The organism is Microtetraspora fusca (assembly GCF_001570365.1).
Classification (GTDB): Bacteria; Actinomycetota; Actinomycetes; order Streptosporangiales; family Streptosporangiaceae; genus Microtetraspora; species Microtetraspora fusca.
Window position 1 is genome coordinate 54,035 of the sequence record NZ_BBYK01000065.1, and the last position, 14,357, is coordinate 68,391.

Sequence of the window (14,357 nt, forward strand, 5' to 3'; positions counted from 1 at the left end):
TCGTCATTCAGTCTCATTACGATCCCCGGGGCACGAGCTTGCCGAGGGCGGGGTGGGGCGACCATGGACAATTCGCGGCGTCCTGTTGGACCCATCGACTGGGTGCAGGGGCAGGAGCCCTGGGAGCACTGGTGGCACTACCTCACTCCGAGTCCGGTCCACCGGCGGCTGGGGCTCGCCTGCCTGGCGGTCGGCACCCAGCGGGGGCGGCTGCCCGCCGTCGGCCCCCGCGTCCTCGACCACCACGTCGCCGTGATCGTCCTGTCCGGCCAGGGCTGGTTCTCCTGGGACGGCCGTCCGCCGGTGGACGTGGCCGCCCCCGTGCTCCTGTGGCTGTTCCCCGGCGTGGAGCACCACTACGGCCCGTACGAGCCGGGCTGGTCGGAGTGCTTCGCCGACTTCACCGGCCCGTCCGTCGCCGCGTACGGTGAGCTGGGGTTCCTCGACCCGGAGGAGGCGGTCGTCCCACTGTCGTCGGCCGAGCCCGCCCACCTGGTGGTCAAGAAGATGGCCGCGGCCTGCCGCCGCGGCGGCCCCCACATGGAGGTCGAGACCTCCGCCGCCGTCCACGAGCTGCTGGTGACCCTGCGCCGCAGCCGGGCCGACCACGATCCCAACGGCAACCCGGTGCTGGAGAGCCTGGCCAGGGACGCCTGTCTGCCGCTGTCGGTGCCCGAACACGCCCGCCGCCTCTCCATGCGGGTCGCCGACCTCCGCGACGCCGTACGGCGCAGCGCCGGGTGCAGCCCCAAGGAGTACGTGCTGACGATCCGCCTCAACCAGGCCAAGGAACTGCTGGCCGGCACCGACCTCGGGGTGGCCGCGGTCGCCCGCAGGGTCGGGTACGACGATCCCGGATACTTCACCCGGCTCTTCACACGGCGCGTGGGGGTCGCCCCGAGCGTGTTCAGGGAGCAGCAGTCGCGGGGGCCGTTCGGTTCCTGATGTCGGGGCATGGCCGCATTCGTGGAAAAGTAATGCTCCGCAAGTGTGGACATCGTTGAGAGGACGAACGGGAATGGCCGGAGACCGACGAAGCCTGCGGCTGCTCGTGACGGGGGGTGGGACCGGCGGGCACACCTACCCGGCGCTGACCACCATCGGGGCGGTCCGGGAACGTGCCATGGCGGCGGGATACGACCTCGACGTGCTGTGGGTGGGCACGGCCGACGGCTTGGAGGCCCGAGTCAGCGCCGAGAACGGCATCCCGTTCCGGGCGATCAAGGCCGGGAAGCTGCGCCGCCGGCCCAATTTCCGCGAGCTGGCGTCGAACTTCGCCGACATGTTCCGGATCCCGGTGGGCCTGACCCAGGCCGCCGTCATCGCGGCTCGCTACCGGCCGGACGTCGTGCTGTCCACCGGCGGGTACGTGTGCGTGCCGATCGGCCTGGCCTCCCGGGTCCTCGGCCGGCCGCTGGTGATGCACGAGCAGATCACCGCGCTCGGCCTGGCCAACCGGATCCTGGCCCGGTTCGCCTCGCGGATCGCGCTCACCCACCCGTCCTCGCTCGACCACCTGCCGGGACGGGCCCGCGAGCGCGCCGTGGTCACCGGCAACCCGATCCGGCCGCACCTCGTGCACGGCGACGCCGCCTCGGTGTGGGAGCACTTCGGCCTCACGCCGGGCCTGCCGCTCATCTACGTCACCGGCGGCGCCCAGGGCAGCCGCCAGATCAACACGATGATCGAGGAGATCCTGCCCTCGCTGCTCACCCGGTCCCAAGTGCTGCACCAGTGCGGCGCGGGCTGGATCGACCAGCTCTCGCTGGCCGCCGCCCGCCTCCCCGCGGAGCTGCGGCGGCGCTACCACCCGGTGCCGTACATCGGGAGCGAGCTGGCGGACGTGTTCGCCGCCGCCGACATCGTGGTCTCGCGCAGCGGGGCGGGCACGATTGCCGAGCTGACCGCCGTGGGCAAGCCGTCCGTGCTCATCCCGCTGGTGCCGTCCGCCGGGGACGAGCAGCGGCAGAACGCCCGCTATCTGGCCGAGTCAGGCGCCGCCCGGGCCATCCTGGAGGACCGGCCGGGGTCGGACCTGCTCCTCGCCGAGCTGAACGCCCTGCTGGGCAACCCGGGCGACCGCGCCGCGATGGCGTGGGCGGCCAAGTCACTCGGCCGCCTCGACGCCGCGGACGCGCTCGCCCAGGTCATCCTCGACGAGGCCGGCGTCCTGCCGTAGGCCCGGGACCGGTCAGAAGACCGGAACGCCCGCGCGGACCAGCTTCCAGTTCGCCTCGGCGAAGGTCGCCGGGTCGATCGTGCCGGACGCGGTGGCGTACTCGATCAGCGCCTGCCGGATCTCCACCTGCGCGTTGTAGACCACCGGCGCGGTGGTGACGTGCGGGAAGCCGCCGCCGCCGGACTGCCGGTAGTTGTTGATCGCCACCACGAAGCGCTGGTCGGCGGCGACCGGCTGACCCTGGTACGACAGGCCGACGATGCGCTGCCCGACCGGCTTGGAGATGTCGATGTCGTACGTGACGCCCGAGAGCTGGTCGTAGTTGTAGTCCGGCGTGCCGCCCGCGTTGGTCAGCGTGGCGACGTCCACGGGCGCGCCGGGGGCCACCTGGGCGAAGTACTTCGCGGAGTACTCCAGGAAGTCCTTGATCTGGGCGCCGGTCATGGTGATGCCGAGCAGGGTGTTGTCGTAGACGTACAGCCCGGCCATGTCGCGGACGCTCACCGGGCCGGCGGGGAAGACGGCCGTGCGGCTGAACGGCGCGGCGATCGACAGCACCGGCAGCGACGCCTCCGGCGTGCCCGCGATCGCCTTGCTCACCAGGTCGGTCTGGACCTTCTGGATGTAGTCGAGGATCGCGGTGTCCTTGTACGGCGACTCCGCCGCGGACAGCTCCTCCTTGGACTGGGCGATCACCTGGTTGACGTAGCCGACGGTCTTGTCGTGCTGGGACTTCATCAGCGTGACGATCGCCGGGTCCTCGGGCACCGTGTTGGCGTTGAGCGTGGTGGACGACTCGGCCGTGACGGACCACTGGCCGCGCTGCTTGGTCAGGGTGAAGTCCACCACGGACAGCCGCTGGCCCCACTTGCTCGGCTCGGTCAGCAGCACCTGCTTGCCGGTGGCCTTGTTGACGACGAAGCGCTGCGGCACCTCGTTGTGGGCGTGGCCGAAGAGGACGGCGTCGATCCCGGGCACCTCCTCGGCGACCAGGGCGGCCGCGTTCTCCACCGGGAGGTCGGAGCCGTAGGAGGACAGGCCGCTGTCGCCCGCGTGCGCGGTGACCATGACCACGTCGGCGCCGAGGCCGCGGATGACCGGCACCCACTTCTTCGCGGTCTCGACCAGGTCGAGGAACTTGAGCTTGCCGTCGACGTTGGCCTTGTCCCAGATGGCGACGCCGGGGTTGGTCAGCCCGAGCACGCCGACCTTGATCGGCTTGTCGCCCTTGACGTTCATCGTCTTCATGATGAACGGCGTGTAGGCGGGCTGGCCGGTCGTCGCCGACACCGCGTTCGCGCCCAGCACGGGGGCCTTCATCTGCTTGATCCAGGTGGCCAGCAGCGGCAGGCCGTAGTTGAACTCGTGGTTGCCGAGGGTCACCGCGTCGTACCCGATGGCGTTCATGGCCTTGGCCATCGGGTGGATCTCGCGGGACTCCGTGATCGGCTCGACCTTGGCGTAGTAGTAGTCGAGCGGCGTGCCCTGGAGGGTGTCGCCGGAGTCGAAGAGCAGCGTGTGGTCCGCGCCCCGATCGGCGCGGATCCGCTTGACCAGCGTGGAGATCTTCGCCAGGCCGACGTCGTTGTGCGCGCTGTCGTCGTACTCGGCGTCCTTGAAGTAGTCCCAGTTGAGGGCGTTTCCGTGGATGTCTGAGCTGGCCATCACGGTGATCTTCACCGTGTGGTCGGGGGTGGCGAGGGCCGCGGGGGTGGCGAGGCCGAGGGCCGCCAGGGCGGCGGCGCCGACCGTGAGCGCCCGCCGTACGTGTGATGACATGGGTGGGAGAGTAGTTACGGGATATTGCTCATCGGTCACGGCTTCCTTAACGGGACATACCTCCGCCGTGACCTACCAGCGCATGCGGACCTGTTCCGCCCAGCCGAGCAGGCCGTCCACCCGGATCGGCGCACCTCCCTCGGGCCGGACCACCCCGCTGTAGTGGCCGAAGCACTGGTGCCCCTCGGTCGCGATCAGTCCGGCGCTGGTCCGGTCGGCCCGCTCATGGAACGGCGTGAACGTCAGGTCCACCCGGTCGGAGTCCGGCGTCCGCAGCGTCCACGGCGCGAGGTAGTCGGCGGTGGAGTACGTCCACTCCAACTCCTCGCCGATCTTGGTGAGCCGGCCGTCCACGCACAGCGCGTTCTCGGTCATGCCGGTGCCCGTGGTCCACTTGCCGCCGAACTGCAGGCCCACCACATGCCCGTCGGTCTCCCCGGAGGCCGCGCCCCAGTTCCACAGGGTGTCGTACGGCCAGCGGCCCCGGCCGTGGTCGAGCACGCCCCAGCCGGTGAAGTCGATCGTCGTCGCGCCGATCCGGACCGTCCCCTCGGCGCGGCGCGCCGTGTGCTTGGACGTGTACTGGAAGCGGCGCTCGCTCCACGGGATCACCACGCTGAGCGTCTCGTGGCCCGGCGGCAGCGCGACCAGCAGGTCGGCCTCCAGCGGCCCGTCCGGTGTGGCGCAGCGGGCCCGCAGCCGGGTGCCGCCCTCCTCGTGGCGGATCTCGGCGGTGACCGCGCCGCGCACCGCCACGTCGCCGTCGAGCAGGCTCTCCGGCAGCCGCACCCCCCGGGCGAACGGGACCATGCCGGTCCTGGCGTACTCGCGCCCGCCGTACTCCAGGAAGTAGACGCTGTTCAGCGCCAGGTAGTCGATGTCGCTGACGGTGACGGCGATCAGGTGCGTCGGCGTCGTCACGCACCAGTACTCCCACCGCTTGGTCCGGCCCCAGCCGCGCAGGTTGCAGCGGTGCAGCGGGGTGCGCGACCAGCCGACGGCGGCCGGGTTCAGCCGCCCGTCCGCGGTGCAGAGATCGATCGGCGCGGTGATCTCGGGCTCATGGGTGGACGTCTCGCTGGGGGGCATGCGCCGCAGCCTAGTCAGACCGCCGCTCCAGAGGAAGGTTCGGTTTCCGGCGAACGCGGCACCTCGGGCAGCTGTCCGGATTGGTACGGTAAAGGCCCCGGACAGACATGAAGTGAGGAGACCGGTGGAGGTCGAACAGACAGCGCTGCCCGGCATCGGGCTGCGTCACGAGTTCGTCACGCAGGCGGGCAGGCGCATCGGTGTCGTGTCGCACCGAACAGGGCGCCGCGACCTGATCGTGTACGACCGCCTTGATCCCGACCGCGCGTGCGAGGCGATCAAGCTGAACGACGAGGAGTCGGACGCCCTGGCCGAACTGCTGGGCGCGCCGCGGATCGTGCAACGGCTCAACGCCCTGCACCGCGAGGTCGAGGGGCTCGTCAGCGAGCAGCTCCCGATCGCGCCCGGCACGCCGTACGCGGGGCGGCCGATGGGAGACGCGCGGGTGCGCACCCGGACGGGGACGTCCATCGTCGCCGTGGTGCGGGCCGGACAGGTGATCGCGAGCCCGGGACCGGAGTTCGTGCTTGAGGCAGGAGACGTGGTGGTCGTGGTAGGAAGCTCAGAAGGCACCGAGGCCGTCGCCGAGATCATGGCGAACGGGTAGGGCAGCGGGTGCACACAGCGATCCTCTTCGTCGAACTCGGTGGTGTCGTTCTCGCGCTGGGCGTGCTCGGAGCATTCGCCCTCCGCGTCGGTATCTCTCCCATCCCCCTTTATCTGATCGCCGGTCTCGCCTTCGGCACCGGCGGCATCCTGCCCCTCGCGACCAGCGAGGATTTCATCTCGGTCGGCGCCGAACTGGGCGTCATCCTGCTGTTGCTCACCCTCGGCCTCGAGTACAACGCGGACGAACTGGTCACCAGCCTGCGCGGCAACGCCAAGGGCGGGCTGGTCGACCTGGTCCTCAACGCCGCCCCCGGCGCGGTGGCGGCCCTCCTGCTCGGCTGGGGCCCGGTCGCGGCGATCGCCATGGCCGGCGTCACGTACGCGACGTCGTCCGGCATCACGGCCAAGGTCCTGTCCGACCTCGGCTGGATCGGTAACCGGGAGACCCCGGTCGTCTTGTCGCTGCTGGTCTTCGAAGACCTCACGATGGCGCTGTACCTGCCGATCCTCACCGCCGTGCTCGCCGGGGTCGGCTTCATCGGCGGCGCCGTCACCGTCGCCATCGCGCTCGCCACCGTCAGTGTGGTCCTGCTGGTCGCCCTGCGGTACGGCCGCGTCATCGAGGCGTTCGTGCGCAGCCCCAACTCCGAGGTCCTGCTGCTCAAGGTGGTCGGCCTGGCACTGCTGGTCGCGGGCCTCGCCCAGAAGCTGCAGGTCTCGGCCGCCGTCGGCGCCTTCCTCGTGGGCATCGCCCTGTCCGGCGAGCTGGCCGAGGACGCCCGCGCGCTGCTCTCCCCGCTCCGCGACCTGTTCGCCGCGGTGTTCTTCGTCTTCTTCGGCCTGCAGACCGACCCGGCCGCGATCTGGCCGGTCGCCGGGCTGGCCGCGCTCCTCGCCGTCGTCAGCATGATCACCAAGCTGGCCACCGGCGCGTACGCGGCCCGGAAGGCGGGCATCGCACGGGAAGGCCGGGTCCGGGCCGGCATCGCGCTCATCCCGCGCGGCGAGTTCAACATCGTGATCGCCGGTCTCGCGGTCGCGGCCGGGGCCCATCCCGATCTCGGGCCGCTCGCGGCGGCGTACGTTCTGATCCTGGCGGCGTTCGGCCCGCTGGCGGCCCGCCTCGTCCAGCCCCTCATCGCCGCCGTGGCCCGCCGGGCCTGACAGCCCCGTCCCCTTGGCGACCGAGCCGGCCGATCCTGCCCTGGCGTGACCGGCGGTACGGCGTGTCCGGGGACAGATTTCCAGAACCGGCGCCTTGGCGATCGAGCCTGCCACTCGATCGCCAAGGACCGAACGGCGTCCGGCCCTTCGTGCGGCGGGCGGTTGCTCCGGCGCAACCGGTGATGGCGGCGGAACGGAGCCGTATCCGGTTCGCGCTGCCTGAATCGTGACCGCTGCGCTGCGGTTGGGTGGTTCGCGCTGCTGAGCTGTGACCGCTGCGCTGCGGCGGGCAGTTGCTCCGGCGCGCCGTGATAGTTGCACTCTGGTGATTCCCCGCTTCGCGGTCTCGGGCGCGGTGGTACATGGCACGGTCCTACGCGCGCCGGAGCAACCGCCCGCACTCCGCTCCGCTCGCCACCGCCCCGGTTTCTCGCCGTCACCGCTCCGTCTCGTCCTCGGCCTCGTTCTCGCCGCAGGTCGGAAACCAGCTCGTGGTCGTGCACGGCGGGGATCGCCGCTGCGCTGCGGCGTGCGGGTCCTCCGGCGCGCCGTGACAGCTGGTCTCTGGCTTTCCCGCTTCGCGGTCCGGGCGCGGTGGTACAGGGCGCGGTCCTACGCGCGCCGGAGGCCCCACCCGCCTCCACTCCGCTTCCCCGCCGTCTCGGCCTTCCCGCTCCGCCGTTCCAACTTCCAGGTTCACCGCCGTACGGGTCGGTCTCGTTCCTGTGCCATCGAAGGCTTCGGTGAACTCGCGGCCCGCCTGCGCCGTGCCCGGCTGGTCACCCCCGAGCCGCCTCAGGCACTGCACGCCGTCTGCCATTCGACGAGTTCGTGAGCTGCTTCCGCTCGGACAACCTGCGACGCGAACTGTTCGCCGAAGTCACCTGAAGCGCGTTGCACGGCATAGGCGCCCTGTCGGACAGCGGCCGCATCCCCCGGACGTTACAGACGCCGTCGGCGGGACCTTGCGGTCTTCGGCTCTGCCGCGGATTCGAAGCGGAGGGCCGGTAACCCAATCCCTCTCACTGTCCAAAGGGAGTAGCACGTAGATCTTTTCTTCGGACTGGAGAGGTACGCATGAGCTTAGGCAGTGGGCTGCCGGCCGCGATCCTGGCCGGAACGGTCGGCATCGCAGCCGTTCAGGGGCCGGTTTCCCCGCCCGGGGCGGGCACCGCACCGACAGGACACGTCACTCAGGGAGCGCGAGAAGCGACACCGCAGACGGGCAGCGTGACCCTGATAACCGGCGACCGCGTCATCGTCACCGGCAAGAGCTACCAAGTGGAACCGGGGCCGGGCAGGCAGATGCGCTACACCGCGCAGCACCGTGACGGCCATCTCCTCGTCGTCCCCTCCGACGCGATGCCACTGGTGGCCGAGGGGGTGCTTGACGAGCGGCTGTTCGACGTCACCCAACTCCTGAAGTGGCGGTACGGCGACGCCGACCGGCCCGACATCCCGGTGATCACCCAGTCGGCCGAGGGGCTCGCGCCCGCGCCGCGAGCCGCGCGGCAGACCCGGCGACTGTCCCATCTCGGCATGACGGCCCTGCGTGTTCCCAAGGCCGATGCCGGCGAGACCTGGCAGGACCTGGTCACCGGCCCCCGGACGCTGAAGGCGGGCCGGACCAAGCTCTGGCTCGACGGGCGCCGCTCGTTCGCCCTCGACGAGAGTGTCAAGCAGATCGGCGCCGCGGAGGCGTGGAAGCAGGGCATGACCGGCAAGGGTGTCACAGTGGCGGTGCTCGACGACGGCTACGACGCCGACCATCCGGACCTGAAGGACGTGGTCGTCCAAGCGCGGAACTTCAGCGACACCCCCGATATGGGGGACAAGGTCGGCCACGGCACGCACGTCGCCTCGATCATCGCGGGCGCCGGGGAGAAGTACCGGGGTGTGGCGCCGGACGCCAAGATCGTCATTGGGAAGGTGGGCGACGACTGGGTCACCGACTCCGCCGCGCTGGCGGGCATGGAGTGGGCCGCCGTCGAGGCCAAAGCCAAGATCATCAACATGAGCTTCGGCGGGCAGGACACCCTGGACCTGGATCCGCTGGAGCAGGCGGTGAACACGCTGTCCGCGCAGACCGGCGCGCTGTTCGTCGCGGCGGCGGGCAACACCGGAGAACTGAACGGGGTGGACAGCCCGGCCAGCGCCGACGCGGCCCTGGCCGTCGGCGCCGTCGACCGGTCGGACCGGGTCGCCGTGTTCTCCGCGCGCGGCCCCCGGCTGGGCGACCACGCGATCAAGCCGGAGATCACCGCTCCCGGCGTCGCCATCATGGCCGCGGCGGCCAAGGGCACCGCCGACGGCCCCTACGTCGCGCACAGCGGCACGTCGATGGCCACTCCGCATGTGACGGGGGCCGCCGCGATCCTCGCCCAGCGCCACCCCGACTGGACCGGCGAACGGCTGAAGGCGGCCCTGATCGGCACCGCCAAGCCCACCGCGGACACCACGTCGTACCAGCAGGGAGCCGGACGGGTGGACCTGGTGCGCGCGCTGGCGCAGCAGGTCGCGGCCGTTCCGGGCAACATCTGGGCCCATTTCCCGTGGGGGGAATCCGGCCCGCACGAGACGACCAGGACCATCACCTACGCCAACTCCGGTGACGCTCCCGTGACCCTGGACCTGTCCGCCGAGGGCGATGTGCTGAAGCTGTCGGCCGAGCGGCTGGAGGTGCCCGCCGGAGGGGACGCCTCGGTCACCCTCACGATCGACGTCGACGGGAAGGCGCCGGGGGACTATCCGGGGATCGTCTCGGCCAGGTCGGGCGACACCCTCATCCGGACGCTGGTCGGCACGTACGTGGAACCGAAGTCCTCCGACGTGACCATCAGCCTGATCGCGCGGAACGGCGAGCCCGCCACCGGCTACGGCCAGATCTACAACCTTGAGACGGGCGACCACATCAACGTGCCCTTCTGGGGCGGAACGGGCAAGGTCCGGCTGCCCACGGGCCAGTGGAACCTGTACGCGGAACTGATCGAGCAGTCAACGTTCGGGCTCACGGCCGCGCACGTCCCGGTGAAGGTCGACGATGCCGCCCAGGAGGTGGTACTGGACGCGCGTCAGGGAAAGCAGGTCCGGTTCTCGCTGGACGAGCCGACCGCCATACCCGAACGCAAAATGGGGTTCACCCTGGCCAACGGGTCCTGGAGCTTCGGGTGGCTCGCCGAGGGAGACCCCAATCGGAACTTCTACATGCTTCCCGTGCGCCAGCCCGGGTTGACGTACATGACCCGGAGCATCTGGTACAAGAAGGACGCCGTGCCCAGCCCGTACCGGTACGACCTGGTCGACTACCGGACCGGCGGCATCCCGGACGATCCCTCCTACACCGCGCGGACGAGTGATCTGGTGAAGGTGACCGCGACCTACCGGGCGGCCGGCACGGCCGCCGGGGGAGTGGCGGCCCTGGGCCCCCGCTTCCCAGGGCTCGAAAGCATGCCCCTGGCCTCGACTCCCGCCTTCGATCTGCCCGGCACCATGACGCACTTCCGCACTCCCGGCTTCACCTGGGACACCCAGTTCCGGTCGGGCGCCTACTCGGTGATCAGCACTGACCGGTACGAGGCGGCCAAGGCGTACCGCGAGGTGTGGAACGCCGCCGTGGCCGGACCGGCGTTCGCCACTTCCGGCGGTGCCCGTACCGGGAACGAGTTGGGCTTCTCCACCGGGCGGTTCTTCTCCGACGGCGTGGCCGGGCGGACCGGAACCGACGCCTCCGTCACCGGTACGGTCACCCTCGGGAAGAGCGGCGAGGTGATCGCCAAGGCCGACCTGGCCGACTGCGAGACCTGGCAACTGAGGACCTGTCTGACGGCGGAACTCCCGGCCGGCGTGGCCACGTACACGCTCACCGCCGCGGCACGCAGGCAGGGGCCGCACACGGCACTGTCCACCGCGGTGGACGCGATCTGGACGTTCCGTTCTGCCAGCACGGACAAGCCGCAGCCGCTGCCCCTGATGGCGGTGCGCTACGCGCCGCATGGCCTCGACGGCTCCAACCGGGCCAGGCCGGGCTCCGTCACCCGCTTGCCCATCTGGATCGAGCGGAACCCGGGAGCGCCCAAGGCCGCGGTGAAGTCCGTCAAGCTGGAGGTCTCGTCCGACGACGGCGCGACCTGGCGTCCGGTTCCTGCGCTTCCCACCTCGTCGGGATGGACGGCACTGCTCAAGAACCACGGCGCGCCGGGATTCGTCTCGCTGCGCGCCACGGCGACGGATGCCGCCGGTGACAGCGTCACGCAGACGATCACACGCGCGTACGCCGTCGGCTGACCGCGACGCAGGGTGGGGGCTCGCGCTCCCGCCCTGCGTCCCGCCGTGTGTGGCGGTCTCGATCGGCGGGAACATGGGCCGTTCCCGCTTCAGCTGGGCCGGAGAAGAGTCGAACGGCGCTGCCTTCTTGTAACCGTTTGGCAGGTTCTCGCCAAACAGGGGTGTTAATCGACGAAGGGGGCATTGTCGGTGCTTCGCAAACAGGCGCAGATCGCCACAGATCACGTGGCGTTCGAAGCCTTCTACCGACGGCACGTCGACGCGGTCACCCGCTTCCTCGCGCGGCGCGTCGACGACCCGCACACGGTCGCCGACCTGGTGGCCGAGGTGTTCATGGCGGTGCTCGATTCCGCCCACACCTACCGGGCCGAGCTGGGAAGCGAGATCGCGTGGCTGTACGGCGTGGCGCGCAACAGACTTTCGACCGAGCGGCGGCGGTCGTTCAAGGAATGGAGGCTGACGAGCCGGGTGAGCGGGCGGCGACCGTTGGACTCCGACGACATCGCCAAGCTCGAAGAGCGCATCGACGCGGAGCGGCCCGCCAGGCAGATCTTCATGGCCATGGCCGACCTGCCTGAGGGGGAGCGCGCCGTACTGGAACTTGTTGTCATCGACCAGCTCACGGTCACCGAAGCGGCGATGGCCCTCGGCATCCGGCCGGGGACCGCCAAGGTGCGGTTGCACCGCGCTCGCCGCACGCTGCGGGCACTGCCCTTCGTCATGGAAGGAACACCGGCATGAGTTTCGAGGAGGAGATACTGATGGAACTGAAAGCCGAAATCACCGCGCGCGCCCAACGACGTCGTCGCACCGGTCGCCGCCTGCTCACGGGGGCGGCGGTGGCTGGTCTGGCCGCGGCGGCGGCGATCATGGTGCCGGTGCTGACCGGGGCGGAGCGGCCCGCGTACGCGGTGACCAAGCATGCCGACGGCACGATCAGCGTCAAGCTCAACGAGCTCAGGGACGCCGACGAGCTGGAACAGGATCTGAAGAGGATGGGGGTGCCCGCCGACATCACCTACCTCGAGCCCGGCAAGTGGTGCAAGGAGGGGAGGGGCGAGATCGTCGGGGGCGGCTCCGAGTGGAAGGACTCCGCGTCCGACAAGGCCGCTCGCCTGGGTCTCTCAGGGCTGGAGATCGATCCCCGATACGTGGGGGAGGGGCAGACCTTGGTCATGGCGTTCAGCGAGAACACGGACCAGACCTCCGGACGAAAGACGCCGGAGGTGGCATGGCAGTTCGCCGCATACGTGGTCAATGGCCCAGCCAAGCCGTGCGTCGTCGTCGACAACCCGATCTGGGATGACGTCGACGGCCCTGGCCTGCCTCCCGCAGGAAGTTGATCTCCGTTCGCCTCCCAGATCGACGCGCTCGACCGAGCGAACTGCAAGCGTTCTTCTCCGGGCGCCCATGCCATTGGGGTCACGGCAAGCCCCTGGCATGGGCGCTTTGCCCTGCTCGCGAGACTTCATTCCCCGGAATCCAGCCCGGTCGCGTCCGGTGGTGATCTGGGCGGGATAGACGCGACCAGGCTCGGCCCACGAGAAGGCGCCGACCGCCACCTCCTCGCCGGTGGCGTCGTACACGAAGCTCCCCGTACATATCTGCCTGCTGGACCTCAAGTCGTGGCACTCCAGGACGGTCAGGGTTCCGGGAGCGCCGGTAAGACCGGTCGCCAGCTCGATGTCGACCACTGCGGGAACGGTGGCCGTCAAGGTCCATCCCACCGCCGCCACGGTCGCGACGATAGGCATGACGACCTTGATGAATATCGACTCAGAGGGGGCACCACTCCCCGGGGTCCCGCGGCTGGAGGAACGCATGTGTAAGGGGGGCCGAGGAAGGTGCGCGGATTTGGTCGATGGGCCGTGCAGGCCGGATTCCTCGGCGGATCCGTTCGATCTTTCCGCGAAGGTGGCCGGCACGGACCAGGCGAACCGGTGGTCGGGACGGGCACCGACCGAACCCCGCGGTCAAGGGGGGCGGCGGGGAAGCGGAGTGGAGGCGGGTGGGGCCTCCGGCGCGCGTAGGACCGCGCCCTGTACCACCGCGCCCGGACCGCGAAGCGGGAAAGCCAGAGACCAGCTGTCACGGCGCGCCGGAGGACCCGCACGCCGCAGCGCAGCGGCGATCCCCGCCGTGCACGACCACGAGCTGGTTTCCGACCTGCGGCGAGAACGAGGCCGAGGACGAGACGGAGCGGTGACGGCGAGAAACCGGGGCGGTGGCGAGCGGAGCGGAGTGCGGGCGGTTGCTCCGGCGCGCGTAGGACCGTGCCATGTACCACCGCGCCCGAGACCGCGAAGCGGGGAATCACCAGAGTGCAACTATCACGGCGCGCCGGAGCAACTGCCCGCCGCAGCGCAGCGGTCACAGCTCAGCAGCGCGAACCACCCAACCGCAGCGCAGCGGTCACTGTTCGGCGAGGCGAACCCGGCACCGCCTCTCTCCGCGCTTGGTTCAACAGCTTGGAGTCACGCCACCCGAGGGACGTCACCCGCGAGTCGGTCGAGGTCGTCGAGGGTGGGCAGCCGCAGTTCGAGGCGCGGCGTGGTCAGGCGGAGGTCGAGGAGCGGCCAGTGACGCATGTCCCGGGATTGTCCCCGAGAGTGGACATGACGGCATCCCTGTTTCTTTCTATCGTTGCTCTGGGCACGCCGCCGTATCTCCGAGGACCGATGTGACCACCAGCAGGACGCCGTCGCCGTTCGCGGCGGGGGAGACCTCCCTCATCGTCAAGTTGCCCGAGGCGGAGCCGATCGTCCGCCCCTGGCGCGAACGCTTCGACCCGTCGGCGGCGTACGGCGTGCCCGCCCACGTCACGGTCCTGTACCCGTTCCTGGAGCACGCCAGGATCGACGCCCGGGTGATGGCGGAGCTGCGGGGGCTGTTCGCCGGGCACGCGGCGTTCGAGGCGCGGTTCGCCCGGTGCGGGCGCTTCCCCGGCATCCTGTACCTCGTCCCCGAGCCGGAGGCGCGGTTCGTGGCGCTGACCGAGGCGGTCGCGGCGCGCTGGCCCGAGGCCCCGCCGTACCGGGGGCAGTTCGACGAGGTGATCCCGCACCTGACCGTGGCGGACGGCGAGGACCTGGACGCGGTCGAGAGGCAGGTCGCGGCCGGCCTTCCGGCGGTCGCCCATGCCCGCTCGGTGTCGCTGGAGGTCTTCGACGGCGAGCGGTGGCACCCCGAGGCGGAGTTCGCATTGGGCGAGCAGTCAGGCGAGCTTTTAGGACCGAAACCGTCCTATTAGGCG

At 70.4% G+C, this 14,357-nt stretch carries 10 protein-coding genes; 8 read left to right on the forward strand and 2 right to left on the reverse strand.

Annotation, left to right across the window (positions count from 1 at the left end; translation table 11 throughout):
* Window positions 1–63: 63 nt before the first annotated feature.
* Both AWQ68_RS30940 and AWQ68_RS30945 read left to right on the forward strand, forming a co-directional pair.
* A complete protein-coding gene (locus AWQ68_RS30940) occupies window positions 64–945 on the forward strand; it encodes a helix-turn-helix transcriptional regulator (RefSeq protein WP_084464587.1) in 882 nt (293 codons plus the stop codon).
* 73 nt (window positions 946–1,018) lie between these two features.
* On the forward strand, window positions 1,019–2,179 hold the full coding sequence (locus AWQ68_RS30945) for a UDP-N-acetylglucosamine--N-acetylmuramyl-(pentapeptide) pyrophosphoryl-undecaprenol N-acetylglucosamine transferase (RefSeq protein ID WP_066947138.1): 1,161 nt from the start codon (window positions 1,019–1,021) through the stop codon (window positions 2,177–2,179).
* A 12-nt stretch (window positions 2,180–2,191) separates the two neighbouring features.
* Here the strand turns inward: AWQ68_RS30945 and AWQ68_RS30950 are convergent, their stop codons facing one another.
* A complete protein-coding gene (locus AWQ68_RS30950; RefSeq protein WP_066947140.1) occupies window positions 2,192–3,958 on the reverse strand; it encodes a bifunctional metallophosphatase/5'-nucleotidase in 1,767 nt (588 codons plus the stop codon).
* Window positions 3,959–4,030: 72 nt separating this feature from the next.
* On the reverse strand, window positions 4,031–5,047 hold the full coding sequence (locus AWQ68_RS30955; protein ID WP_066947142.1) for a DUF2804 domain-containing protein: 1,017 nt from the start codon (window positions 5,045–5,047) through the stop codon (window positions 4,031–4,033).
* 124 nt (window positions 5,048–5,171) lie between these two features.
* Here AWQ68_RS30955 and AWQ68_RS30960 point away from each other — a divergent pair, with 124 nt between their 5' ends.
* From AWQ68_RS30960 to AWQ68_RS42930, 6 genes are all read left to right on the forward strand, one after another.
* Window positions 5,172–5,654 (forward strand): cation:proton antiporter regulatory subunit, encoded by a 483-nt coding sequence (locus AWQ68_RS30960; RefSeq protein ID WP_066947143.1) that lies wholly within the window; start codon window positions 5,172–5,174, stop codon window positions 5,652–5,654.
* Between the two features lie 8 nt (window positions 5,655–5,662).
* Window positions 5,663–6,820 carry a cation:proton antiporter gene (locus AWQ68_RS30965; RefSeq protein ID WP_066947144.1) on the forward strand — a complete coding sequence of 386 codons (1,158 nt, stop codon included), beginning with the start codon at window positions 5,663–5,665 and terminating at the stop codon, window positions 6,818–6,820.
* A gap of 1,230 nt (window positions 6,821–8,050) precedes the next feature.
* The gene (locus tag AWQ68_RS30970; RefSeq protein WP_066947145.1) at window positions 8,051–11,104 is read left to right on the forward strand and encodes a S8 family serine peptidase; all 3,054 of its coding nucleotides are present in this window, start codon (window positions 8,051–8,053) and stop codon (window positions 11,102–11,104) included.
* Between the two features lie 189 nt (window positions 11,105–11,293).
* Window positions 11,294–11,845, forward strand: coding sequence for an RNA polymerase sigma factor (locus tag AWQ68_RS30975; RefSeq protein ID WP_245656249.1), 552 nt, complete (start codon window positions 11,294–11,296; stop codon window positions 11,843–11,845).
* Complete coding sequence (locus tag AWQ68_RS30980; RefSeq protein ID WP_066947148.1) at window positions 11,842–12,447, forward strand: hypothetical protein; 606 nt, start codon at window positions 11,842–11,844, stop codon at window positions 12,445–12,447. Before AWQ68_RS30975 ends, AWQ68_RS30980 begins: the two co-directional genes overlap by 4 nt.
* A 1,337-nt stretch (window positions 12,448–13,784) precedes the next feature.
* Window positions 13,785–14,354 (forward strand): 2'-5' RNA ligase family protein, encoded by a 570-nt coding sequence (locus AWQ68_RS42930; RefSeq protein ID WP_066947150.1) that lies wholly within the window; start codon window positions 13,785–13,787, stop codon window positions 14,352–14,354.
* Window positions 14,355–14,357: the final 3 nt, after the last annotated feature.